Origin of the sequence: Aquipseudomonas alcaligenes NBRC 14159, assembly GCF_000467105.1 — a bacterium.
GTDB lineage: Bacteria > Pseudomonadota > Gammaproteobacteria > Pseudomonadales > Pseudomonadaceae > Aquipseudomonas > Aquipseudomonas alcaligenes.
This window is the reverse complement of sequence record NZ_BATI01000001.1, coordinates 36948-59340: the sequence shown is the minus strand read 5'-3', so window position 1 is coordinate 59340 and position 22393 is coordinate 36948. Positions and strand designations below refer to the sequence as shown.

Annotated in this window: 18 protein-coding genes and 1 pseudogene; 12 read left to right on the top strand and 7 right to left on the bottom strand. The window is 63.1% G+C overall.

All coding sequences use genetic code 11. The annotated features are described in order from the left end of the window. Positions 1 to 152 precede the first annotated feature (152 nt). From PA6_RS00275 to PA6_RS00250, 6 genes are all read right to left on the bottom strand, one after another. Positions 153 to 524, bottom strand: coding sequence for a gamma-butyrobetaine hydroxylase-like domain-containing protein (locus PA6_RS00275; RefSeq protein ID WP_021698845.1), 372 nt, complete (start codon positions 522 to 524; stop codon positions 153 to 155). 53 nt (positions 525 to 577) lie between these two features. Continuing rightward, the gene (gene hslU / locus PA6_RS00270) at positions 578 to 1918 is read right to left on the bottom strand and encodes an HslU--HslV peptidase ATPase subunit (RefSeq protein WP_021698844.1); all 1341 of its coding nucleotides are present in this window, start codon (positions 1916 to 1918) and stop codon (positions 578 to 580) included. Positions 1919 to 1941: 23 nt separating this feature from the next. Next, on the bottom strand, positions 1942 to 2472 hold the full coding sequence (hslV, locus tag PA6_RS00265) for an ATP-dependent protease subunit HslV (RefSeq protein WP_021698843.1): 531 nt from the start codon (positions 2470 to 2472) through the stop codon (positions 1942 to 1944). Between the two features lie 95 nt (positions 2473 to 2567). Continuing rightward, positions 2568 to 3254: an SPOR domain-containing protein gene (locus PA6_RS00260; protein ID WP_021698842.1), complete on the bottom strand. Its 687-nt coding sequence runs from the start codon at positions 3252 to 3254 to the stop codon at positions 2568 to 2570. Next, positions 3255 to 4994, bottom strand: coding sequence for an arginine--tRNA ligase (gene argS, locus PA6_RS00255; RefSeq protein WP_021698841.1), 1740 nt, complete (start codon positions 4992 to 4994; stop codon positions 3255 to 3257). Between the two features lie 106 nt (positions 4995 to 5100). Further along, entirely contained in the window at positions 5101 to 7320 is a 2220-nt protein-coding gene (locus PA6_RS00250) for a primosomal protein N' (protein ID WP_021698840.1), read from the bottom strand. A gap of 163 nt (positions 7321 to 7483) precedes the next feature. Between PA6_RS00250 and rpmE the strand changes: the two genes are divergently transcribed. From rpmE to PA6_RS00230, 4 genes are all read left to right on the top strand, one after another. Beyond that, positions 7484 to 7696, top strand: a complete 213-nt coding sequence (gene rpmE, locus PA6_RS00245) for a 50S ribosomal protein L31 (RefSeq protein ID WP_021698839.1) — start codon at positions 7484 to 7486, stop codon at positions 7694 to 7696. A gap of 5 nt (positions 7697 to 7701) precedes the next feature. Beyond that, positions 7702 to 8505 carry a thermonuclease family protein gene (locus PA6_RS00240; RefSeq protein ID WP_021698838.1) on the top strand — a complete coding sequence of 268 codons (804 nt, stop codon included), beginning with the start codon at positions 7702 to 7704 and terminating at the stop codon, positions 8503 to 8505. After that, on the top strand, positions 8496 to 9941 hold the full coding sequence (locus tag PA6_RS00235) for a M48 family metalloprotease (RefSeq protein ID WP_255209899.1): 1446 nt from the start codon (positions 8496 to 8498) through the stop codon (positions 9939 to 9941). Before PA6_RS00240 ends, PA6_RS00235 begins: the two co-directional genes overlap by 10 nt. Positions 9942 to 10028: 87 nt before the next feature. Next, entirely contained in the window at positions 10029 to 11297 is a 1269-nt protein-coding gene (locus tag PA6_RS00230) for a malic enzyme-like NAD(P)-binding protein (protein WP_021698836.1), read from the top strand. 61 nt (positions 11298 to 11358) lie between these two features. On the opposite strand, the gene PA6_RS00225 is transcribed toward PA6_RS00230, so the two are convergent. Beyond that, a complete protein-coding gene (locus PA6_RS00225; RefSeq protein ID WP_394295726.1) occupies positions 11359 to 13584 on the bottom strand; it encodes a penicillin-binding protein 1A in 2226 nt (741 codons plus the stop codon). Between the two features lie 373 nt (positions 13585 to 13957). On the opposite strand from PA6_RS00225, the gene PA6_RS00220 reads away from it, so the two are divergent. The 8 genes and pseudogenes from PA6_RS00220 (at position 13958) to PA6_RS00185 (ending at position 22262) form a co-directional block, all read left to right on the top strand. Further along, positions 13958 to 15022, top strand: a complete 1065-nt coding sequence (locus PA6_RS00220; protein ID WP_021698834.1) for a pilus assembly protein PilM — start codon at positions 13958 to 13960, stop codon at positions 15020 to 15022. Further along, positions 15022 to 15648 carry a PilN domain-containing protein gene (locus tag PA6_RS00215; RefSeq protein WP_021698833.1) on the top strand — a complete coding sequence of 209 codons (627 nt, stop codon included), beginning with the start codon at positions 15022 to 15024 and terminating at the stop codon, positions 15646 to 15648. Before PA6_RS00220 ends, PA6_RS00215 begins: the two co-directional genes overlap by 1 nt. Beyond that, positions 15645 to 16277 (top strand): annotated as a pseudogene (gene pilO, locus PA6_RS00210) (type 4a pilus biogenesis protein PilO). The gene PA6_RS00215 and the pseudogene pilO overlap by 4 nt, the downstream one beginning before the upstream one ends. After that, positions 16274 to 16801: a type 4a pilus biogenesis lipoprotein PilP gene (gene pilP, locus PA6_RS22615; protein ID WP_021698831.1), complete on the top strand. Its 528-nt coding sequence runs from the start codon at positions 16274 to 16276 to the stop codon at positions 16799 to 16801. Before pilO ends, pilP begins: the two are co-directional and overlap by 4 nt. Positions 16802 to 16853: 52 nt before the next feature. Further along, positions 16854 to 18926 carry a type IV pilus secretin PilQ gene (gene pilQ / locus PA6_RS00200; protein WP_043216064.1) on the top strand — a complete coding sequence of 691 codons (2073 nt, stop codon included), beginning with the start codon at positions 16854 to 16856 and terminating at the stop codon, positions 18924 to 18926. Between the two features lie 2 nt (positions 18927 to 18928). Next, a complete protein-coding gene (gene aroK / locus PA6_RS00195) occupies positions 18929 to 19447 on the top strand; it encodes a shikimate kinase AroK (protein ID WP_021698829.1) in 519 nt (172 codons plus the stop codon). A gap of 49 nt (positions 19448 to 19496) precedes the next feature. Next, positions 19497 to 20600 carry a 3-dehydroquinate synthase gene (gene aroB / locus PA6_RS00190; RefSeq protein ID WP_021698828.1) on the top strand — a complete coding sequence of 368 codons (1104 nt, stop codon included), beginning with the start codon at positions 19497 to 19499 and terminating at the stop codon, positions 20598 to 20600. Positions 20601 to 20609: 9 nt separating this feature from the next. Next, a complete protein-coding gene (locus PA6_RS00185; RefSeq protein ID WP_021698827.1) occupies positions 20610 to 22262 on the top strand; it encodes an SPOR domain-containing protein in 1653 nt (550 codons plus the stop codon). The last annotated feature ends 131 nt before the right edge of the window (positions 22263 to 22393 follow it).

The window sequence follows — 22393 nt, the reverse complement described above, 5'->3', positions numbered from 1 at the left end:
CCCGAGTTTCCGTTTTTGCGCAAGATCGCCAATGCGGATCACGCAGCGCGCGGGAGTATGCCGAGCGCGATTAGAAAATGCGCTCTAGGCGTGAAGACAATATGACGAGAGGGGCGCGGCAGAGCCTGCCGGTGAGGGCGCGGGGAGGTGCTCTAGAGCATCAGGCGCACGACCGATTCGTCCGGGTCGCGTGACTTGCCGGCGGCGGCCAGCTGCTGCAGATAGTCGGCCCACAGCTGTTCCTGGCGGGTGGCCAGCTGGTAGAGGTAGTCCCAGGTGTACAGGCCGCTGTCATGGCCGTCGTCGAAGCACAGTTTCAGTGCATAGTTGCCGGCCGGCTCGACGCGGCTCAGCGCCACGTTCAGCTTGCCGTACTGCAGGATGGGCTTGCCGTGGCCCTGCACCTCGGCCGAGGGCGAGTGCACGCGCAGGAACTCGGCGCCGAGCTGATAGCGTTCACTGCCGTAGGCCAGCTCCAGGGTGCGGGAAGCCTTGTGCAGCTTGATGGCGGTGGGCATGCGCATGGTGGGAGGTCCTGAAGCGGGGCGGATAAGCCATTATCCACCCCGCGACACCATCAGAGAATGTAACGCGACAGGTCTTCGTCCTGCGCCAGCTCGCCGAGATGGCCGTTGACATAGGCGGCGTCGATGCGGATCGGCTCACCGTTCTGCTGGCCGGCCAGGTCGCCGGCGCTGAAGGAGACTTCCTCCAGCAGGCGCTCTAGCAGGGTGTGCAGGCGCCGCGCGCCGATGTTCTCGGTCTTCTCGTTGACCTGCCAGGCGATCTCGGCGATGCGCTGGATACCGTCGGCGGCGAACTCGATGTGCAGTCCCTCGGTCTTCAGCAGCTCGCTGTACTGCTCGGTCAGCGCCGCATGCGGCTCGGTGAGGATGCGCTCGAAGTCCTGCGGCGACAGGGCCTTCAGCTCGACGCGGATCGGCAGGCGGCCCTGCAGCTCGGGCACCAGGTCGCTGGGCTTGGCCAGGTGGAAGGCGCCGGAGGCGATGAACAGGATGTGGTCGGTCTTGACCATGCCCAGCTTGGTATTGACCGTGCAGCCCTCGATCAGCGGCAGCAGGTCGCGCTGCACGCCCTCGCGGGATACGTCGGCGCCGCTGACATTGCCGCGCTTGGCGACCTTGTCGATCTCGTCGATGAAGACGATGCCGTGCTGCTCCACCGCCTCCAGGGCGCGGGCCTTGAGCTCTTCCTCGTTGACCAGGCGCGCCGCTTCCTCGTCGCGCACCATCTTCAGGGCGTCCTTGACCTTCAGCTTGCGGGTCTTCTTCTTGCCCTTGGTCAGGCCGGAGAACAGGTTCTGCAGCTGGCTGGTCATCTCTTCCATGCCCGGCGGGGTCATGATCTCGACGCCCATCGGCTGCTCGGCGACCTCGATTTCGATCTCCTTGTCGTCCAGCTGGCCCTCGCGCAGGCGCTTGCGGAACAGCTGGCGGGTGTTGGAGTCCTGGCTTGGCTGCGCATCTTCGTTGAAACCAACGCGGGCCGGCGGCAGCAGGGCGTCGAGGATGCGCTCCTCGGCGGCGTCCTCGGCGCGGTGCTGCATCTTCTGCACTTCCTGCTCGCGCAGCATCTTCAGGGCGGCGTCGGCCAGGTCGCGGATGATCGACTCGACATCGCGGCCGACATAGCCGACCTCGGTGAACTTGGTCGCCTCGACCTTGAGGAAGGGCGCGTTGGCCAGCTTGGCCAGGCGACGGGCGATCTCGGTCTTGCCGACGCCGGTGGGGCCGATCATCAGGATGTTCTTCGGCGTCACTTCCTGGCGCAGCTCGGCCGGCAGCTGCATGCGCCGCCAGCGGTTGCGCAGGGCGATGGCCACGGCGCGCTTGGCGTCGTCCTGGCCGATGATGTGGCGGTTGAGCTCGGAAACGATCTCGCGGGGCGTCATGGACATAGATGTGGCTCCGGAAGCCGCGCTTACTGGGCGCAGTCTTCTTCCTCGATGGTCAGATTCTGGTTAGTGAAGACACAGATGGAGCCGGCAATGTTCAACGCGGCCTCGGTGATTTCGCGGGCGGACAGCTCGGTCTTCTGCAGCAGTGCGAGCGCCGCGGCCTGGGCGAAGCCGCCGCCGGAACCCATGGCGATCAGGCCGTGCTCGGGTTCGACCACGTCACCGTTGCCGGTGATGATCAGCGAGGCGTCCTTGTTGGCCACCGCCAGCATGGCTTCCAGGCGGCTCAGCGAACGATCGGTACGCCAGTCCTTGGCCAGCTCGACGGCGGCGCGGACCAGATGGCCCTGGTGCTTCTCCAGCTGGCCCTCGAAGCGCTCGAACAGGGTGAAGGCATCGGCGGTGGCGCCGGCGAAGCCGGCCAGCACCTGGCCGTGGTAGAGGCGGCGGACCTTCTTGGCGTTGCCTTTCATCACGGTGTTGCCGAGGGAAACCTGGCCGTCGCCGCCCATGACGACTTTGCCGTTGCGGCGGACTGAAACGATGGTGGTCAAGGGGTGGATCTCCACGCAGCGGGGCAGAAGTGCCCGAATGGAGATCAGATGGGGTGGCCCGTCCGGCTTTTCAACCGGAGCGGGCGATTAACGGCTCAACGGCTCTGACGCTGCTGTAACAGCAGATTGCTGAAGCCGCTGGCGGCCAGCTGCTTCTGCGCGGCGGCCAGCTGCTCGCGGCTGGCGTAGGGGCCGACCAGTACGCGGAACCAGTTCTCCTCGCGCACCTTGCCCGACTCCACCTGCACGTTCTGGCCGAGCAGGAGGATCTGCGCGCGCACCTTGTCGGCATCCTCGCGCTTGCGGAACGAACCGGCCTGGAGGAAAAACTGGGTGGTGACCGGCGCCTTGGCCACCACCACTGGCGGCGGTGGCGGGGTCTGGCCGTTGAGCGCGGCTTCGGCGCGGGCGGCGTCGATCTTGGCCGCTTCCTCGGGCGTCACCGGCTTCTGCTCCGGCGGCTTGGGCGCGTCGGCGGGCGGCAGCGCATCCGGCGGCACGATGACCTCGGACTCGGGCAGCAGGGTATAGAAGTCGTACTTCGGCTTGGCCGGCTCGGCTGGCGCCTGGGGCTTCTGCTGCTGCGCGGCGGTGCGCTTCTGCTCCTCGGGCTTGCTGCGCTTCACCTCGTCGCGGCCTGGTTCCAGGCTGAACAGGAACATGAAGAAGGCGCCGACGGCGGCGCCGCAGGCCAGCCATACCCAGCCCGGCACCGGCTTCTTCGCCGGCGCCTGGTAGCGGCTGGCGCCACGTTTGGGCGCGGGCTTCTTCTTCGCGGCCACTTACATGCGCTCCAGAGTGTCCAGGCCGAGCAGCTCCAGGCCCTGCTTGAGGGTGCGGCCGGTCAGGGCGGCCAGGCGCAGGCGGCTCTGCTGGGTGGCTTGATCATCGGCGGCGAGGATCGGGCAGTTCTCGTAGAAGCTGGAGAACAGGCCGGCCAGGTCATAGAGGTAGCTGCACAGCAGGTGTGGCGTGCCCTTTTCGGCGACGCTGGCGAGCAGTTCGTTGAATTGCGCCAGCTTGGCGCCCAGGGCCTGCTCCTGCTCGGCGACCAGGGTGATCTTGCCGCCGATCTCGCTGACGTCCTTGCCCAGCTTGCGGAAGATGCTGGCCACGCGGGTGTAGGCGTACAGCAGGTAGGGTGCGGTGTTGCCTTCGAAGCTCAGCATCAGCTCGAAGTTGAAGCTGTAGTCGCTGGTGCGGTGCTTGGACAGGTCGGCGTATTTCACCGAGGCAATGCCGACCACGCGGGCGATCTCGCGCAGCTCGTCTTCGCCGAGGTTCGGGTTCTTGCCCTTGACCAGCGCATAGGCGCGCTGCTCGGCTTCATCGAGCAGTTCGACCAGCTTCACCGTGCCGCCGTCGCGGGTCTTGAACGGGCGGCCGTCCGGGCCGTTCATGGTGCCGAAGCCCATGTGCTCCATCTCGAAGCTGGCGGGCACGAAGCCGGCCAGGCGCGCGCAGGCGAAGACCATCTGGAAGTGCAGGGCCTGGCGCTGGTCGACAAAGTACAGGGCGCGGTCGGCCTTCAGCACGCCGGCGCGGTAGCGGGTGGCGGCCAGGTCGGTGGTGGCGTACAGGTAGCCACCGCCGGCCTTCTGCACGATCAGCGGCAGCGGGTTGCCCTCGGCATTCTTGAACTCGTCCATGAATACGCACTGGGCGCCGTTGTCCTCGGTCAGCAGGCCTTTGGCGGCGAGATCGGCGATGACGTTGGGCAGGTCGTCGTTGTAGGCGCTCTCGCCTTTGACGTCGGCCATCGACAGCTTCACGCCGAGACGGTCGTAGAGCGCCTGGCAGTGGCTCAGGGAGATATCGTTGAAGCGGTTCCACAGGCGCAGGCACTCGGCGTCGCCGGCCTGCAGCTTGACCACCAGCTCGCGGGCGCGGTCGGCGAACTCGGCGGATTCGTCGAAGCGCTTCTTGGCGGCGCGGTAGAAGCCTTCCAGGTCGGCCAGCTCGCTTTCGGCGGCGGCCGGGTTTTCCTGCATGTAGGCCAGCAGCATGCCGAACTGGGTGCCCCAGTCGCCGACGTGGTTCTGGCGGATCACCGTGTCGCCGAGGAACTCCAGCACGCGCGCCACGCCGTCGCCGATGATGGTCGAGCGCAGGTGGCCGACGTGCATTTCCTTGGCCAGGTTGGGCGCCGACAGGTCGACCACCACGCGCTGCGCCGGGCCGTTCTTGCGCACGCCGAGCCTGGCGTCGGCCAGTGCCGCTTCGAGGCGCTCGGCCAGGGCGTCGCTGTTCTGGAAGAAGTTGAGGAAGCCGGGGCCGGCGATTTCCACCTTGCTGATGCCGGCGTCGGCGGGCAGGGCGGCGATCAGCTTCTCGGCCAGGTCGCGCGGCTTCTGCCCGGCCGGCTTGGCCAGCATCATGGCGATGTTGCTGGCGAAGTCACCGTGGCTCTTGTCCTTGGTGTTCTCCACCTGGATCACCGGGCTCAGCCCTTCGGGCAGCACGCCCTCGGCGGTCAGGCGGGTCAGGGCTTGCTGAATCAGGTGGCGAATGGTGTCTTTCATGGTCTGCTCGGTCGGCCGCGGCTGGTCGAAAACTGCGCATTATAGAAGCAGCCGCCAGTTGCAGGCCACAGGCGAGCTGTAGTGCGCATGCAATCCGGGGCGGAGGTCAGAACAGGTCGATGGGGTCGACATCCAGCGACCAGCGCACGGCGCGCCCGGCCGGCATCGCTTCCAGCACCGGCAGCCAGTGCGCCAGCAGCTTGTGCAGCGGCGCGCGGCTGGCGCACTGCAGCAGCAGCTGGGCACGGAAACGCCCGGCGCGGCGCTCCATCGGTGCCGGCACCGGGCCGAGCAGCTCGATGCCGTTCAGCTTGAGCTCCGCGCACAGCTGTTCGGCGTAGGTGCAGGCGTCATCGAGGAAGGCCTCGGCCTGGCCCGGCTTGTGCGCCTCGCCGCGCAGCAAGGCGAGGTGGGCGAACGGCGGCAGGCCGGCGCCACGCCTTTCGCTCAGGGCCTGTTCGGCGAACGCCGGGTAGCCCTGCTCGGTGAGCTGGACCAGCAGCGGATGGTCGGCCAGGTGGCTCTGGATGATCACCTTGCCCGGCTCCTCGGCGCGACCGGCGCGGCCGGCCACCTGCACGGTGAGTTGGGCCATGCGCTCGCTGGCACGGAAGTCGGCGGAAAACAGGCCGCCATCGGCATCGAGGATCGCCACCAGGGTCACGCGCGGGAAGTGGTGGCCCTTGGCGAGCATCTGGGTGCCGACCAGGATGCACGGCTCGCCCTTGTTGATGGTGGCGAACAGCTTGTCCATGGCGCCCTTGCGCGAGGTGCTGTCGCGGTCGATGCGTAGCACCGGGAATTGCGGGAAGAGCAGGGCCAGACGCTCCTCGGCGCGCTCGGTGCCGGCGCCGACCGGGCGCAGGTCGACCTGGTTGCATTCCGGGCAGTTGCGCGGCAGGCGCTCGACGTGGCCGCAGTGGTGGCAGCGCAGCTCGTTATGGCGTTGGTGCAGGGTCATGCGCGCGTCGCAGCGCGGGCACTGGCTGATCCAGCCGCAGTCGTGGCACAGCAGGGTGGGGGCGAAGCCACGGCGGTTGAGGAACACCAGCACCTGCTGGCCGGCTTCCAGCGTCTGGCGGATCGCCTGCTGCAGCGGGCCGGAGATGCCGGCGTCGAGTGGCAGGCTCTTCACGTCCAGGCGCAGGAAGCGTGGCTGCTGGGCGCCGCCGGCGCGCAGGGTCAGCTTGAGCAGGGCGTAGCGCCCGGCATGGGCGTTGTGCAGGCTTTCCAGCGACGGCGTGGCCGAGCCGAGGACTATTGGCAGGTGCTCCTGGCGCGCCCGCACCAGGGCCAGGTCGCGGGCGTGGTAGCGCAGGCCTTCCTGCTGCTTGTAGGAGGCGTCGTGTTCCTCGTCGACGATGATCAGCCCGGGGTTCTTCAGTGGGGTGAACAGCGCCGAGCGGGTGCCGATGACGATATCGGCTTCGCCATCGCGCGCGGCCAGCCAGGCATCCAGGCGCTCGCGGTCGTTGACTCCGGAGTGCAGCAGGGCGATGCGCGCGTTGAAGCGGCGGGCGAAGCGCTCCACCGTCTGCGGCCCCAGGTTGATCTCCGGGATCAGCACCAGCGCCTGCTTGCCGGCCTCCAGGCAGTGGCGGATCAGCTGCAGGTAGACCTCGGTCTTGCCGCTGCCGGTGACACCATAAAGCAGGAAGGCGCCGAAACCCTGCATGCCGGATTGCACGGCATTGAAGGCGGCGCGCTGCTCGGCGTTGAGCGGCAGTTCCGGCTGCGCCAGCCAGCCGCCGTGGCGCACCAGCGGTGTACTGCGGCGTACCTCGACGCGCACCAGGCCCTTCTCCAGCAGCAGGTCGAGGCTGTCCTTGTTCAACTGCAGCTTGCTCAGCAGGCCGTGCGGCACGCCGTGATGGTGCTGCGCCAGGGTTCGCAGCGCTTCGCGCTGGCGCGGTGCGCGGGCCAGGCGCGGGTCGTCCGCGCTGGCGCCCTCGGTGGCGTGCCAGTAGCGCTCCTGGCGCACCTCGGCGGGCTCGCCCTGGCGCAGCAGCACCGGCAGGGCCCAGCTCAGCGTGTCGCCGAGGCTGTGCTGGTAGTACTGCGCCGTCCACAGGCACAGCTTGAACAGCGGCGCCGGTAGCGGCGGCGTGCGGTCGAGCAGTTGCAGGGCCGGTTTGAGTTTGTCCGCCGGTACCTCGCTGTGCTGCACCACCTCCACCAGCACGCCCACCACCTCGCGGCGACCGAACGGCACGCGCAGGCGCACGCCTGGCTGCAACGCCGCGTGCGGCACACCCTGCGGCGCCAGATAGTCGAACAGGCGGCGCAGCGGCGAGGGCAGGGCGAGGCGCAGGATGGTGTCGGGCACGGCGAACTCCGAAAATCGAGGTCGCGATGCTAGCACGGCCGCACGTCGCCCGGCCGCTGGTGCGGCTTGCGCGGCGGCGGCGGTCTGATATAGTGCGCGGCCTATTTCCGTGCGGTACCCGGCAACGAGCCGAGTGGCGGCACACACCACCGAGGAAAAAGCGATGAAAGCCGATACCCATCCGCAGTACGAAGAAATGGTTGCAACCTGCAGCTGTGGCAACGTGATCAAGACCCGTTCCACCCTGTGCAAGCCGATGAGCCTGGACGTGTGCTCCGAATGCCACCCGTTCTACACCGGCAAGCAGAAGATGCTGGATACCGGCGGCCGTATCGACCGCTTCAAGCAGCGTTTCGGCGTATTCGGCAGCAAGTAAGCCGGATGGTGGTTCAGACCACACTGCTGAAAAAGGCGTCCCTGGTGGGCGCCTTTTTCGTTTCTGTCTGCCTGCAATCCGCGGCATGGGCCTTCTGCCCGCTGCAGCCCGAGCTGCAGGCGCTGCGCGTGGCCAAGGTGGTGGACGGCGACACCCTGCGCCTGGCGGACGGCCGCAGCGTGCGCCTGATCGGCATCAATGCCCCCGAGCGGGCGCGGGACGGGCGTCCGGCCGAGCCTTTCGCCGAGGCGGCGCAGCGCCGCCTGCAGGTGCTGGTGGCGGCCAATGGCGGGCGTGTCGGCCTGCGCCTCGGGACCAAGCCGCGCGATCACTACGGTCGCACCCTGGCGCATGCCTACGATGACACCGGTCGTAACCTTGAGGCGCAACTGCTGGCTGAGGGCTTGGGATTTCGCGTGGCCTTCGAACCGGCCAATGGGCTCGAGGCCTGCCAGCGCGACGCAGAGACCGAGGCGCGGGCGCGTCAGCTAGGGGTGTGGCAGCAGGTGCAGTGGATCAGTCCGTTCGACCTGCGCCGTGGCGGTTTTGCCCTGGTGCGCGGTCGCATCGAAACGGTCCAGCGCAATCGCGGCGGGCTGTGGCTGGAGATGGAAGGGCCGCTGGTGCTGCGCGTCGAGCCGAAGCTGCTGCGCCACTTCGATGCGGCGGCCCTGCAGCGCCTGGTCGGGCGTGAGGTCGAGGCGCGCGGCTGGGTCATCGACCGTTCCCGGCGCGGCGGCCTGCAGGCCGACCAGGCGCGCTGGCTGTTGCCGCTGACGCATGCAGCCATGCTGGAGGTATTGCCATGATCTGGCGCCTGTTGCTGCTGTCGTCCCTGCTGTTCCAGCTGGTGGGGTGTGCGGTCAACCCGGCCACCGGCAAGACCGATTTCGTGATGATGAGCGAGCAGCAGGAGATCGAGCTGGGGCGCAACTACGCCCAGGAAATCGCCAAACAGTACCCGCGCTACGCCGACGAGAAGCTGCAGGCCTATGTGCAGCGAGTCGGCGAGCGTGTTGCCCGCTATGGCCATCGCAGCCACCTGAGCTACCGCTTCACGGTGGTCGACAGTCCGGAGATCAACGCCTTCGCCATTCCGGGCGGGCACATCCACATCCACCGCGGGCTGATGGCCTACCTCGGCTCCGAGGCGGAGCTGGCCGCCGTGCTCGGCCATGAGGTCGGCCACGTCACCGCCCGCCACAGCGTGCGCCAGCAGAGCCAGTCCGCTGCCTGGAACATTCTCGGTCAGGCCGTGGCCATCGGCACCGGCGTCGGCGCGGCCGGCGATGTCACCAGCGCGCTGGGCACTGCCCTGGTACGCGGCTACGGTCGCGACATGGAGCTGGAGGCCGACGGCTTCGGTGCCCAGTACCTGGCGCGCAGCGGCTATGACCCGCAGGCGATGATCGCAGTGGTCAAGGTGCTGAAGAACCAGGAAGACTTCGCACGCGCCGAGGCGCAAGCGCGCGGGCAGGAGGTGGCGCCGAGCGGCTACCACGGCCTGTTCGACACCCACCCGGACAACGATACCCGCCTGCACCAGGTCGTCGCCGCCGCCACGCCGCTGGCCACCGGGCAGGGCGAGGTGGGGCGTGAAACCTACCTGAAGATGATCGACGGCATGCCATTCGGCGATTCCGCCGAGGCCGGTGTGCGCCGTGGCCAGCGCTTCTATCATGTCGGCCTGGATTTCACCCTGGCCTTTCCCCAGGGCTGGGAACTGATCAATCGCCCCGATGCGCTGATCGTTCATCGCGCCGACGAGCAGGCCTTTCTGGTCATGAGCCTGGAGGGATTGCAGGGTGGTGGCGGCTCGCAGGCGTTCATCCGCCAGCGCACCGGTGGTCGTGGTCTGGCAGCCCAGCAGAGCTTCCTTCAGAACGGCCTGGACGTGACCACCGGTGTGCTGCCAGGACGTGATGCCAAGCGGGTTGCGGTGGTGGCGCGTGGGCAGGAGGCATTTCTGTTCGTCGGCGCGGTGAAGGGGCGTGCCTCGCTGGAGGCAGCCGACGAGCAGTTCATGGCGGTGATCCGCAGTTTCCGTCCGTTGCAGGCCGATGAGCGAGCCTTGGGCCAGTCCCGGCGCCTGCAGCTGATGCGCTTCAAGGCGGGGCAGAGCCTGGAGGAGTTGAGTCGGCAGATGGGGGGCGAGGGTGACTCGTTGCAGCGCCTGCGTCTGCTAAATGGTCTGTATCCGACCGGCCAGCCACTTCCTGGCGATTGGCTCAAAGTGGTCCGCTGAGGCGCTGCGAGCCCCGGCCTTGTGGGCCTCGGCCATCTTGCGTATGCTCGCTCGCCTGCCTTTCACAGCAAAGCGGAAATAGCCGAAATGTCCGATCTGAAAACTGCCGCTCTCGAGTATCACGCTCAGCCCCGTCCGGGAAAACTCAGCGTTGAACTGACCAAGCCCACCGTCACCGCCCGTGACCTTGCCCTGGCCTACAGCCCAGGTGTGGCTGAGCCGGTACGCGAGATCGCCCGCGACGCCGAACTGGCCTACCGCTACACCGGCAAGGGCAACCTGGTGGCAGTGATTTCCGACGGCACCGCCATTCTCGGCCTGGGCAACCTCGGCCCGCTGGCCTCCAAGCCGGTGATGGAAGGCAAGGGTGTGCTGTTCAAGCGCTTCGCCGGTATCGACGTGTTCGATATCGAGGTCGATGCCGAGAGTCCGCAAGCCTTCATCGATACCGTCAAGCGCATTTCCATCACCTTCGGTGGTATCAACCTGGAAGACATCAAGGCGCCCGAGTGCTTCGAGATCGAGCGCGCGCTGATCGAGCAGTGCGATATTCCGGTATTCCATGATGACCAGCACGGTACCGCCATCGTTACCGCCGCGGGCATGCTCAACGCCCTGGAAATCGCCGGCAAGACCCTGCCGGAAGCCAAGATCGTCTGCCTCGGTGCCGGTGCGGCCGCCATCTCCTGCATGAAGCTGCTGGTGAGCATGGGCGCCCAGGTCGAGAACATCTTCATGCTCGACCGCAAGGGCGTGATCCATGCCGGTCGTGACGACCTCAACCAGTACAAGGCGGTGTTTGCCCACGCCACCGACAAGCGCAGCCTGTCCGACGCCCTCGACGGCGCCGACGTGTTCGTCGGCCTGTCCGGCGCCAACCTGCTGAGCCCGGAAGACCTCAAGCGCATGGCTCCGAACCCGATCGTATTCGCCTGCTCCAACCCGGATCCGGAAATCAAGCCGGAGCTGGCTCGCGAGGCGCGCCCGGACGTGATCATGGCGACCGGTCGTTCGGACTACCCGAACCAGGTCAACAACGTGCTCGGCTTCCCCTTCATCTTCCGCGGTGCCCTGGACGTACGCGCCACTCGCATCAACGAGGAGATGAAGATCGCCGCCGCCAATGCCCTGCGCGAACTGGCCAAGCTGCCGGTGCCCAAGGAAGTCTGCGATGCCTATGGCGGCATCGAGCTGAGCTTCGGTCGCGAGTACATCATTCCGAAGCCGATGGACGCGCGCCTGATCACCGTGGTGGCCGATGCCGTGGCCAAGGCTGCGATCGAGAGCGGCGTGGCGACCCTGCCCTACCCGCCGCACTACCCGCTGAAGTCGGTGGATGAGGTGTTCAACGGCTGATCGCCGCTGCAATGAAAAAGCCCCGCGAATGCGGGGCTTTTTTGTGGCTGGACGAAAGTCCTCAGAACAGGTCGATCGGTGTCGCCTCGTCTGCCGGTAGCGGGCTGCCGGGAATGCCCAGCGCCGGGTCCAGTTCGCTCATCGGTGGCGGCGAGTCCTCGCTCTTGAACAGCTCGAAGTAGGCGTCGGGCGAACCTGGCGATGCGGCGCGGCCGCTTAGCGGATCAACGCGCAGGCTGAGCAGGCCGGCCGGCTCGGGCGGCAGGTGGTCCGGCTTGTCCTTGAGTGCGGCGCCCATGTAGCTCATCCAGATCGGCAGGGCCACGGTGCCGCCGTACTCATGGCGGCCGAGGCTTTCCGGCTGATCGAAGCCGACCCAGACGGTGGTCATGTAGTCGGCGTTGTAGCCGGAGAACCAGCTGTCCTTGGACTCGTTGGTGGTGCCGGTCTTGCCTGCCAGGTCACCACGGCCTAGCGCCAGGGCGCGGCGGCCGGTGCCGCGCTTGATCACGTCCTGCAGCATGCTGGTCATGATGTAGGCGGTGCGCTCGTCGATGATCTGCTCGGCGGCGACGGGTTTCACCACTTCGGCATTCGGCTCTTCGAGCAGCAGCGAAGCGTTCTGTTCCTCGACCAGTTGCAGGCGCTCCGGCGTACGCGGCGGATTGGCAGTGAACAGGGTCTTGCCGTCGCGGCTGTCGATGCGCTGGATCAGGTAGGGCTGGATCTTGCGTCCGCCATTGGCGAAGACGCTCCAGCCGCCGGCGATTTCCAGCGGGGTCAGGCCGGCGGTACCGAGTGCCAGGGACAGATTGCGCGGCAGCTCCTGCTTGTTGAAGCCGAAGGCGCTGATGTAGTCGAGCGCATAGTCGATGCCGATGGTCTGCAGGACGCGGATCGACACCAGGTTGCGCGACTTGTACAGCGCCTCGCGCAGACGGATCGGGCCGAGGAACGTATTGTTGTCGTTCTTCGGGCGCCAGGCTTCTTCCATGCCGGCTTCCTGGAACACGATGGGCGCATCGTTGACCAGGCTGGAGGCGGTGAAGCCGGCGTCCAGCGCCGCGCTGTAGATGAAGGGCTTGAAGCTGGAACCCGGCTGGCGCTTGGCCTGGGCGGCACGGTTGTAGTTGCTCTGCTCGAAGGAGAAGCCGCCGACCAGCGCGCGAATGGCGCCGTCCTGCGGGTCGAGCGAGACCAGCGCGCTCTGTGCGGCCGGGATCTGGCGGAACAGCAGGGCGCCGCTCTCCTTGTCCGGCTCGACTCGTACAAGGTCACCGATCTGTGCCACATCAGCCGGCTTCTGCGGGCGCGGGCCCAGGCTGTTGGTGTTGAGGAAGGGGCGTGCCCATTTCATGCTGTCCCAGGCGACCGGCTGCTCTTCGCCGTTGCGCAGCAGGACCATGATGCCGCTCTTCTCGACCTGGGTGACGATGGCCGGCTGCAAGCCGCCGATGCTCTTGTGCTTGGCGAGTTCCGCCAGCCAGGCTTCGCGGGTCAGGCCGGGCAGGCGGGTCTCGGGACCGCGGAAACCGTGGCGCTGGTCGTAGGCGATCAGGCCTTCATGCAGCGCGTTGCTGGCGGCGTCCTGCAATTGCGACGGCACCGTGGTGATGACGCGGAAGCCTTCGGTGTAGGCGTCGCTGCCATAGCGGCCGACCATCTCGGCGCGCGCCATCTCGGCGATATAGGGGGCATTGAGCTCGATCGGCTGCACATGGTGGCGGGCGTCGATGGGCTCGGCCAGGGCGGCATCGTAGCGAGCCTTGTCGATCGCGCCGAGCTTGTACATGCGCCCGAGGATCCAGTCGCGACGTTCCATGCTGCGCTGCGGGTTGACCAGCGGGTTGTAGCGCGACGGGGCCTTGGGCAGGCCGGCGATCATCGCCAGCTGTGCCAGGCTAAGGTCGCGGATCGACTTGCCGTAGTAGACCTGCGCTGCAGCCTCGACGCCGTAGGCGCGGTTGCCCAGATAAATCTTGTTGACGTAGAGCTCGAGGATCTCGTTTTTGCTCAGCTCGCGTTCGATTTGTAACGCCAGCAGGATTTCATTGATTTTGCGTGAGAAGCTGCGCTCATTGGTGAGGAAGAAGTTCTTCGCCACCTGCATGGTGATGGTGCTGCCGCCAGTCTGGATGTGACCGCTCGCCAATAACTGCGTAGCAGCGCGCACCAGGCTGGTGAAGTCGACGCCATAATGGTTGGCGAAATTGTCGTCCTCGGCGGCCAGCAGGGCTCTGATGAAGTCGGGCGGAATGTCTTCGAAGCGGATCGGCGAGCGACGCATCTCGCCGAACTCGGCGATCAGCTTGCCGTCACTGCTGTAGACGCGCAGCGGTATCTGCAGCTGGATGCTGCGCAGCGACTCGACTGAGGGGAGGCCGGGACTAAGATAGAGAAAGGCGCCGCTGAAACTGAGCACCAACCCGCAAAAAGCGGCGACACAAGACCACCAGAAAAACTTCAGCAAACGCATCAAGGTTCTTGGAATTCCAGGTAAAAGAATGGGTTAAGTGTTGCGCGGTGCGAAAAGGGGAAAACTGTTCACATTATAAGCGGTTTTTTTGCAGGGGAGCCATTTGCGCTTCTGTCAAGACTGTTATTTAATGTGGAAAAACATAAATAGTCCGTAAGTCTCGGATGCAGATAGGAAATCGGTCGTGCTAGGGCTCTTCAATAAGAAAGCGAACACGCTTCTGGGGATCGACATCAGTTCGACCTCGGTCAAGCTCCTTGAATTGAGTCGCTCCGGAAGCCGCTACAAGGTAGAGGCCTATGCTGTCGAGCCGCTCCCACCCAATGCTGTTGTCGAAAAGAACATCGCCGAGCTGGAGGGGGTCGGTCAGGCTCTTGCTCGCGTTCTAAGCAAGGCGAAAACCAGCGTGCGTACTGCGGCAGTGGCGGTGGCCGGCTCTGCGGTGATCACCAAGACCATTGAGATGGAAGCCGGTCTCAACGATGACGAGCTGGAGAACCAGCTGAAGATCGAGGCCGACCAGTACATTCCCTATCCATTGGAAGAGGTGGCTATCGACTTCGAGGTGCAGGGCCTTTCTCCGCGCAACCCCGAACGGGTCGAAGTCCTGCTGGCTGCCTGCCGTAAAGAGAACGTCGAGGTTCGCGAGGCGGCTCTTGGGCTCGCCGGTGTTACGGCCAAGGTTGTCGATGTGGAGGCTTATGCGCTCGAGCGCGCCTATGGCCTGCTCCAGTCACAGCTTGGCGGCAGCGTCGATGAGCTGACGGTTGCCGTGGTCGACATCGGTGCCACCATGACCACCCTGAGCGTGCTGCACAATGGTCGCACGATCTACACCCGGGAGCAGTTGTTCGGTGGGCGTCAGCTGACCGAAGAGATCCAGCGCCGCTACGGTCTCTCCGTCGAGGAGGCTGGTCTGGCCAAGAAGCAGGGTGGTCTGCCGGATGACTACGAAAGCGAAGTGCTGCAGCCCTTCAAGGAAGCGGTCGTGCAGCAGGTTTCGCGTTCGCTGCAATTCTTCTTCGCGGCCGGTCAGTTCAACGATGTCGACTACATCCTGCTGGCAGGTGGTACGGCCTCGATTCCTGACCTGGATCGAATGATTCAACAGAAGATTGGTACTCCTACCCTGGTGGCCAACCCCTTCGCCGACATGGCGCTGGGAAGCAAGGTCAATGCCGGAGCCCTGGCTAGCGATGCCCCGTCCTTGATGATTGCCTGTGGCCTGGCGATGAGGAGTTTCGACTGATGGCGCGGATCAACTTACTTCCATGGCGCGAGCAGTTGCGCGAAGAGCGCAAGCAGCGCTTCTTGGTTGCCCTGGGCGGGACGCTTGTTATTGCGGGTGGATTGGTTGTCCTGGCGGGGCAATATCTCGATGGTGCTATCGAGCAGCAATCTGCGCGCAATGATTTTATCAAGAAAGAAATTGCTGTTCTTGATGAGCGGATAAAAGCGATCAAAGAGCTGAAGGAGCGTCGTGCCCAGCTGCTGGAGCGAATGAAGATCATTCAGGACTTGCAGGGTAATAGGCCGGTAATTGGTCATGTATTCGATCAGTTAGTGCGCACGCTCCCCGATGGAGTGTATTTCACCGAGCTGAAGCGATCTGAAAAAGTAATTTCTATTGCTGGTGCTGCGGAGTCGAATAACCGGGTTTCGAGCCTTATGCGCAATCTGGATGCTTCCGAGTGGTTGGTTGCCCCTAATCTGACTGAGGTTAAGGCGGTGACTGCTGGTGCTATTGATCAGGCGAATGTCTTTCAGTTGACTGTTCAGCAGACTCAGCCTGGCGAGCAGGTAGACAATGCCTCGGTCAAGGGGGCTGCACAGGGCGCAGTGAAAGAGGCAAAGAACGGCGGTAAACAACCATGAGCCTTACCGAAGCAATAGATTCGTTAAAGAAAGTTGATCTTGCTGAGCTGGATCTAAATAACCTAGGCGCTTGGCCTGCTGCGGTTAAGGTGATCGCTTGCTGCTTACTGTTAATTGTTGCGCTTGCCCTCGGGTTTAATTTCTATCTTAAGGATCTCCAGGCTGATCTAGATCGCCAGCGAGCTGAAGAGCAGACCCTGAAAGATCAGTTCTCCGCTAAGGCTTTTCAGGCGGCGAATTTGGATGCTTACAAGTCGCAAATGGCTGAGATGGAAGAGTCTTTTGGTTCTTTGTTGCGTCAACTGCCTAGTGATACTGAAGTGCCTGGTTTGCTGGAAGATATCACTCGCACTGGTTTGGGTAGCGGTTTAGAGTTTGAGGAAATCAAGCTGGAGCCTGAGATGGTTCAGTAGTTTTATATAGAGCTGCCAATTCAAATAGCGGTTGTTGGTGGTTATCACGATCTTGCGACTTTTGTCAGTGGTGTGGCGAGCCTTCCGCGAATTGTCACGCTGCATGATTTCGAAATAAAGTCTGTTGAGGGTGAGGGGGTTGTTGGTTCATCTAAACTCCGTATGACTATCCTTGCGAAGACATATCGTTATAACGACGAGGGGCTGAAGAAATGACAGGGGTTCGGCTCTTTCTTATAACTGCCGTGGCACTTGCTCTGGCGGGCTGTTTAGGTGGAGATGATTTCTCCGATCTGCAAGCGTACATGGATGAGGTGCGGGCGCGGCCGCAAGGTGCCATTGAGCCGTTGCCAAAATTCCAACCTTATGAAGCTTTTACATATAGTGCTGCGGCACTTAGGAGTCCTTTCCAGCCTCCTGTTAAGGTTGATATTGCCAGGCAGCAAAAAGGTTCGAAAGACGTAAAGCCTGACGAGGCGAGGGTTAAGCAGTTCCTTGAAGGCTTTAATATTGAGACCTTTGAGATGGTTGGTACTCTCGCAAGAGATGGCGGTGCCTATGGTTTGGTGCGAGGTGCCGGTGGTGTCCACCGTGTGAAGGTGGGCGATTACCTCGGGCGTAATCATGGGCGCATAGTTTCCGTTGATGAGACCAAGATAGACGTTGTAGAGATCGTGCCTGATGGTGAGGGTGGTTGGCTCGAGCGTCCACGGAGCCTTACTCTAAAAGAGCGTACATAGTCACGGAATCCGTATGAAAAAAAATTACGAAATAGTTAATTGGAGCCGGCTTATGAATAGCGCCCTCTCTCGCGTTGCCATCTCATTGATTTCAGGGTTTATTGCTTCGGCTGCAGTAGCAGCAGACCTCAGTGGATTGGATGTGGCTGCGCTCCCTGGTGATAGGGTTGAGCTTAAGTTGCAGTTTGACAGCCCCGTGGTGGCTCCGCGTGGCTATACGATAGAGCAGCCCGCGCGCATTGCTTTGGATCTGCCCGGTGTGGCAAACAAGCTGGGTGTTAAGAATCGTGAGCTTGGTGTGGGAAATGCGCGAAGCGTGACCATCGTCGAGACAAAGGATCGGACCCGTCTGATAGTTAACTTGTCAACTCTGGTCCCCTACGCGACTAGGGCTGAGGGTAACAATCTATTTGTGGTTGTGGGTGAGGCTGCGACTTCAGCTTCCAATGCGGTTGCCACTCCAGCGCAATCGTTGACTAAATCTGTCCCTGTCTCCGGTCGAGCGATCCAAGGTGTTGATTTTCAACGTGGTGAGGAAGGCGAAGGGAATGTCGTCATTGCTTTGTCGGACTCCTCGGTGACGGCCGATATTCAGGAGCAAGGCGGGAAAATCCAGCTGTCCTTTCCTAAAGCTGCCCTCCCTGACAGCCTCAAGGTTCGTCTCGATGTGAAGGATTTTGCGACGCCTGTTCAATATGTGAGTGCGTCTGCCCAGGCTGATAAGGTAAATATAAGTATTGAGCCTCAGGGTTTTTACGATTACTTGGTCTTCCAGGCGGATAACAAGCTGACAGTCAGTGTTAAGCCCCTGTCTTCTGATGATGTCGAGAAGCGTAAGCTTGAGCGTTTTGCTTACACCGGTGAGAAGCTTTCTCTTAATTTTCAGGATATTGATGTTCGATCTGTGTTACAGCTGATTGCTGACTTCACTGATTTGAATCTGGTGGCGAGTGATACTGTTCAGGGTAACATTACCCTGCGGCTGCAAAATGTGCCGTGGGACCAAGCTTTGGATCTTGTGCTGAAGACGCGTGGCTTGGACAAGAGGAAGGTTGGGAACGTATTGCTTATTGCTCCCGCGGATGAGATAGCGGCACGTGAGCGTCAGGAGTTGGAGGCGCAAAATCAAATTGCAGAGCTTGCGCCGCTGCGTCGTGAGCTGATTCAGGTGAATTATGCTAAGGCATCTGATATTGCAGCTTTGTTCCAATCTGTTGCGGGTATCGGTGGTGAAGGCGCTAAGGAGGAGAGGGGTTCGGTTACAGTGGATGATCGAACTAACAGTATTATTGCTTATCAAACACAGGATAAATTAGATGAGTTGCGACGTATTGTTGCTCAGCTTGATATTCCTGTGCGGCAGGTAATGATTGAGGCGCGAATTGTTGAGGCCAATGTTGACTATGACAAGGAGCTCGGCGTTCGTTGGGGCGGCAGCACCAATCTGCAGGGTGATAAGAACTGGACTGTCTATGGTAATGACGATCGCGGTGACGAGGGCGGGCGCACTGGTGCAACCCAAGGGCCCAACGTTCCTTTTGTTGATCTCGGCGCTGCTGGTCGTACCTCTGGTATCGGTATTGGCTTCGTAACAGACAATGTTTTACTGGATCTCGAGTTGTCTGCTATGGAGAAGACCGGTAACGGTGAGGTCATCTCGCAACCTAAGGTGGTCACCTCCGATAAGGAAACCGCGAAGATCCTGAAGGGCACTGAAGTTCCCTACGAGGAGTCCAGTTCTAGCGGTGCTACGACTATTGCATTCAAAGAGGCTGCACTGTCTCTTGAAGTAACTCCGCAGATTACTCCTGATAACCGCATCATCATGGAGGTCAAAGTCAACAAGGATGAGCCGGACTATCAGAACGCCCTTGCCAACGTGCCTCCCATCAAGAAGAACGAGGTCAATGCAAAGGTCCTCGTTAATGATGGTGAGACAATAGTTATCGGCGGCGTCTTCTCGAACGAGCAGTCCAAGGCTGTTGACAAGGTGCCGCTCTTGGGGGACATGCCTTTTGTCGGTCGCCTGTTCCGTCGTGACGTGGTAAAGGATACGAAGAACGAACTGCTGGTCTTCATTACTCCGCGGATCATGAACAATCAGTCAATCGCGGTAAGCAACTGATAGTGCAGAACGTGATCCTGGTAGGCCCGATGGGGGCTGGTAAGAGCACCATTGGGCGGTTGTTGGCCAAAGAGCTGAGGCTGCACTTCAAGGATTCAGACAAGGAAATCGAGCAGCGAACCGGTGCCGATATCCCCTGGATCTTCGATGTGGAGGGTGAGCAGGGTTTCCGCGAGCGCGAGCAATCGATGGTCGTGGAGCTCTGCGAACTTGATGGCGTGGTGATTGCTACGGGCGGTGGTGTGGTACTGCGGCCGGAGAATCGCCAGGCGCTGCGTGACGGGGGGCGGGTGGTATACCTGCATGCCTCGGTCGAGCAGCAGTTGGAGCGTACTTCCCGGGATCGTAACCGTCCGCTGCTGCGCAATGCCGAGCCTGGCAAGGTGCTGCGCAACCTGATGGAGATTCGCGATCCTCTCTATCGTGAGATCGCCGATATCATCATCGAGACGGATGAGCGTCCGCCGCGGTTGGTGGTGCAGGAAATCATCGATCGCCTCAAGGCGTTGCCTCCCCGTTAAAGAGCGGGCCCATCTGCGTTATCCTACGCCCTTTCTGTTCGGGGGCTTCATGCAGACTCTTACCGTCGATCTTGGCGACCGCAGCTATCCCATCTACATCGGCGAAGGGCTGCTGGCTCGTCCAGAGTTGTTCAAGCCACACCTTGCCGGTCGCCAGGTAGCCATCGTCACCAATGAGACGGTTGCGCCTCTCTATCTGGATCTGTTGCAGCAATCTCTATCGGGTCAGGACATTGCAACTGTGGTTCTGCCTGATGGCGAGGTATTCAAAACCTGGGAAACGCTGCAGCTGATCTTCGATGGTCTGCTGCAGGCGCGCCATGATCGCAAGACCACCATCATCGCCCTCGGCGGTGGCGTGGTGGGTGACATGGCTGGTTTCGCTGCGGCTTGTTACCAGCGTGGCGTCGACTTCATTCAGGTCCCTACCACACTGCTGTCTCAGGTGGACTCGTCGGTAGGGGGCAAGACCGGCATTAACCACCCGCTTGGCAAGAACATGGTCGGTGCCTTCTATCAGCCCAATGCGGTGATCATCGACACGACCGTGCTGAATACCCTCCCGGCCAAGGAGTTGTCGGCGGGATTGGCCGAGGTGATCAAGTACGGCCTGATCTGTGATCCGCAGTTCCTTGGTTGGCTGGAGGAGCATGTCGAGTCCCTGCGTGAACTCCAGCCGGCAGCCCTGATCGAAGCCATCCAGCGCTCCTGTGCCGCCAAGGCGCGCGTGGTGGGGGCCGATGAGCGCGAGTCCGGGCTGCGCGCCATCCTCAACCTGGGGCATACCTTTGGCCATGCCATCGAGACGCACATGGGCTACGGTGAGTGGCTGCATGGCGAGGCGGTGGCGGCCGGCACGGTCATGGCGCTGGAAATGTCGTCGCGCCTGGGTTGGATCTCTGCCGCTGAGCGCGATCGCGGCATCCGCCTGCTGGTGCGCGCCGGGCTGCCGGTGGTGCCGCCTGCCGAAATGCGCCCCGAGGATTTTCTCGAGCATATGGCGGTCGACAAGAAGGTGCTCGACGGCCGTCTGCGGCTGGTGTTGCTGAAAGGTCTCGGTGAGGCCGTGATTACCGATGACTTCCCGCGGGAAGTCCTGGATGCCACGCTGCGCGCCGACTATCGCGCGCTGCTGGCTCAGCTTGGAGAATAAGAGAGCTACATGAGCAGTCTGCACGCCGACGAGGCCTTCCTCGCGCACTACCAGTTCAGTCATGACCCCTTCGCTGCGCGGGTGCCGGGCTTCCGTTTCTTTCCTGCCCAGCGCAAGCCGGTGCTGGGGCAGCTCCATCATCTGGCGCGCTACAGTCAGCTGCTGCTGGTAGTGACCGGGCCGCATGGCAGCGGCAAGACGCTGCTGCGCCAGGCGCTGGTGGCCAGCACCAACAAGCAGTCGGTGCAGTCGGTGGTGATTTCCGCGCGCGGCGCCGGTGACGTCGGTGGCGTGCTGCGCCAGGTGGCCCAGGGGTTGGGCATGCAGCAGATGGACGTGCGCAGCATTCTCGCGCAGGTGTCGCAGCTGGCGCTGACCGGGCAGGAGGTGTATCTGCTGGTCGACGATGCCGAACAGCTGGCCGATGCGGCGCTCGATGCGCTGTTCACGCTGGCGGCTGGCAATGCCGATGGTCGTCCGCACGTCTTCCTGTTTGCCGAGAGCGATATCCTGCCGCGGCTGGAGCTTCTGGCCGATGGGGAGGAGCGTTTCCATGCCATTGAGCTGCTGCCCTACAGCGAAGATGAGACTCGCGAATACCTGGCCCAGCGCCTTGATGGTGCGGGTCAGGGTATCGATCTGCTCAGCGATGAGCAGGTTACCGACATCCATCTGAGCTCAGGTGGCTGGCCGGGCGCGATCAACCAGGCGGCGCGCGAGGTGCTGGTCGAGTCCATGTTGGCCAGTCGCGCCGGTGGTGCCGCAGCGGCCGGTGGCGGCCTGCCGAAGAAGCATCTGCTCGCGGTTGCGGTCGTCGCGGTTGCTCTGGGGGCCGCATGGCTGATGCAGGGGCGTACGGAAAGTACGCCACCCATGGTGACCGAGGCGCCGATCGAGCTGGTGCCGCAGGGGGCCGTGCCTGCTCCAGTCGATACCGACAAACCTGTTGCGCAGGCCGCTGCGGCGTCGGGGCAGGGGGCTGCAGTGGAGTTCAGTGGTTCCAGTCAGCCGCTGCCGTTGCCGCTGGTGGGTGAGGCGCAGCCGGTGATTCGTGAGCCGTTGGCGCAAGCCTCCGGCATGCAGGAAGGCGAGGAGGGCGGCGTTGCCGAGGCGCAGGCGCCAGTGCCGGCAGTTGCGCCGTCCGCGCCGGTGGTAACTCCGGTTCCGGTCAGTGCGCCTGTGGTGCCGACCGTGGCCAGTGCGCCGCCGGCGCAAGCGGTTGCGCCCAAACCTGTGCCTGTTCAGGCTCCGGTGCAACCTGTTGCCGCGGCCAAGCCGGTGGCGCCTACCCCGGCGCCGAAACCCGCGCAGCCCAAGCCGTCCGCGCCCGTGGCCAAGCCTGTTCCAGCCGTTGCCAGTGCGGCGCCGGCGCCTGGCGGCGAGTGGTACGCCAGTCGTCCTGCCGGCAACTATGCGCTGCAAATCCTCGGCACCCGCTCGGAGAGTAGCGCCAAGGCCTTCGTCAGCAAGAATGGCGGTGAGTACCGCTACTTCAAGAAGTTGCACCAAGGGCAACCACTTTACGTAGTGACCTACGGGCAGTTCTCCAGTCGCGCTGCTGCTCAGGCGGCCATCAAGTCGCTGCCGGCCGCCGTTCAGGCTGGCAAGCCCTGGCCGCGTAGCTTCGCCAGCATCCAGCAGGAAGCCGTGCGAGCCCGCTAAGAGGCGCGTGAATCGCCTTTCAATTGGTGACCGGCGGGTCCTAGCACGGGCCTCCGGTCGCCGCCTTTCGTCCAGGCGACAGAAGTTTTCATTTGGCCGTCACAAAAATTTGTGAGGGCCGGGGTCGCTAT

What these genes read in the sequence shown, in the direction of transcription:
- PA6_RS00240 (WP_021698838.1), top strand. Translation starts at nt 7,702, where the DNA reads ATGGTGGTTCAGACCACACTGCTGAAAAAGGCGTCCCTGGTGGGCGCC.
- rpmE (WP_021698839.1), top strand. Translation starts at nt 7,484, where the DNA reads ATGAAAGCCGATACCCATCCGCAGTACGAAGAAATGGTTGCAACCTGC.
- argS (WP_021698841.1), bottom strand. Translation starts at nt 4,994, where the DNA reads ATGAAAGACACCATTCGCCACCTGATTCAGCAAGCCCTGACCCGCCTG.
- PA6_RS00225 (WP_394295726.1), bottom strand. Translation starts at nt 13,584, where the DNA reads ATGCGTCGCTCGCCGATCCGCTTCGAAGACATTCCGCCCGACTTCATC.
- PA6_RS00215 (WP_021698833.1), top strand. Translation starts at nt 15,022, where the DNA reads ATGGCGCGGATCAACTTACTTCCATGGCGCGAGCAGTTGCGCGAAGAG.
- aroB (WP_021698828.1), top strand. Translation starts at nt 19,497, where the DNA reads ATGCAGACTCTTACCGTCGATCTTGGCGACCGCAGCTATCCCATCTAC.
- PA6_RS00230 (WP_021698836.1), top strand. Translation starts at nt 10,029, where the DNA reads ATGTCCGATCTGAAAACTGCCGCTCTCGAGTATCACGCTCAGCCCCGT.
- pilQ (WP_043216064.1), top strand. Translation starts at nt 16,854, where the DNA reads ATGAATAGCGCCCTCTCTCGCGTTGCCATCTCATTGATTTCAGGGTTT.
- pilP (WP_021698831.1), top strand. Translation starts at nt 16,274, where the DNA reads ATGACAGGGGTTCGGCTCTTTCTTATAACTGCCGTGGCACTTGCTCTG.
- hslU (WP_021698844.1), bottom strand. Translation starts at nt 1,918, where the DNA reads ATGTCCATGACGCCCCGCGAGATCGTTTCCGAGCTCAACCGCCACATC.
- PA6_RS00185 (WP_021698827.1), top strand. Translation starts at nt 20,610, where the DNA reads ATGAGCAGTCTGCACGCCGACGAGGCCTTCCTCGCGCACTACCAGTTC.
- PA6_RS00275 (WP_021698845.1), bottom strand. Translation starts at nt 524, where the DNA reads ATGCGCATGCCCACCGCCATCAAGCTGCACAAGGCTTCCCGCACCCTG.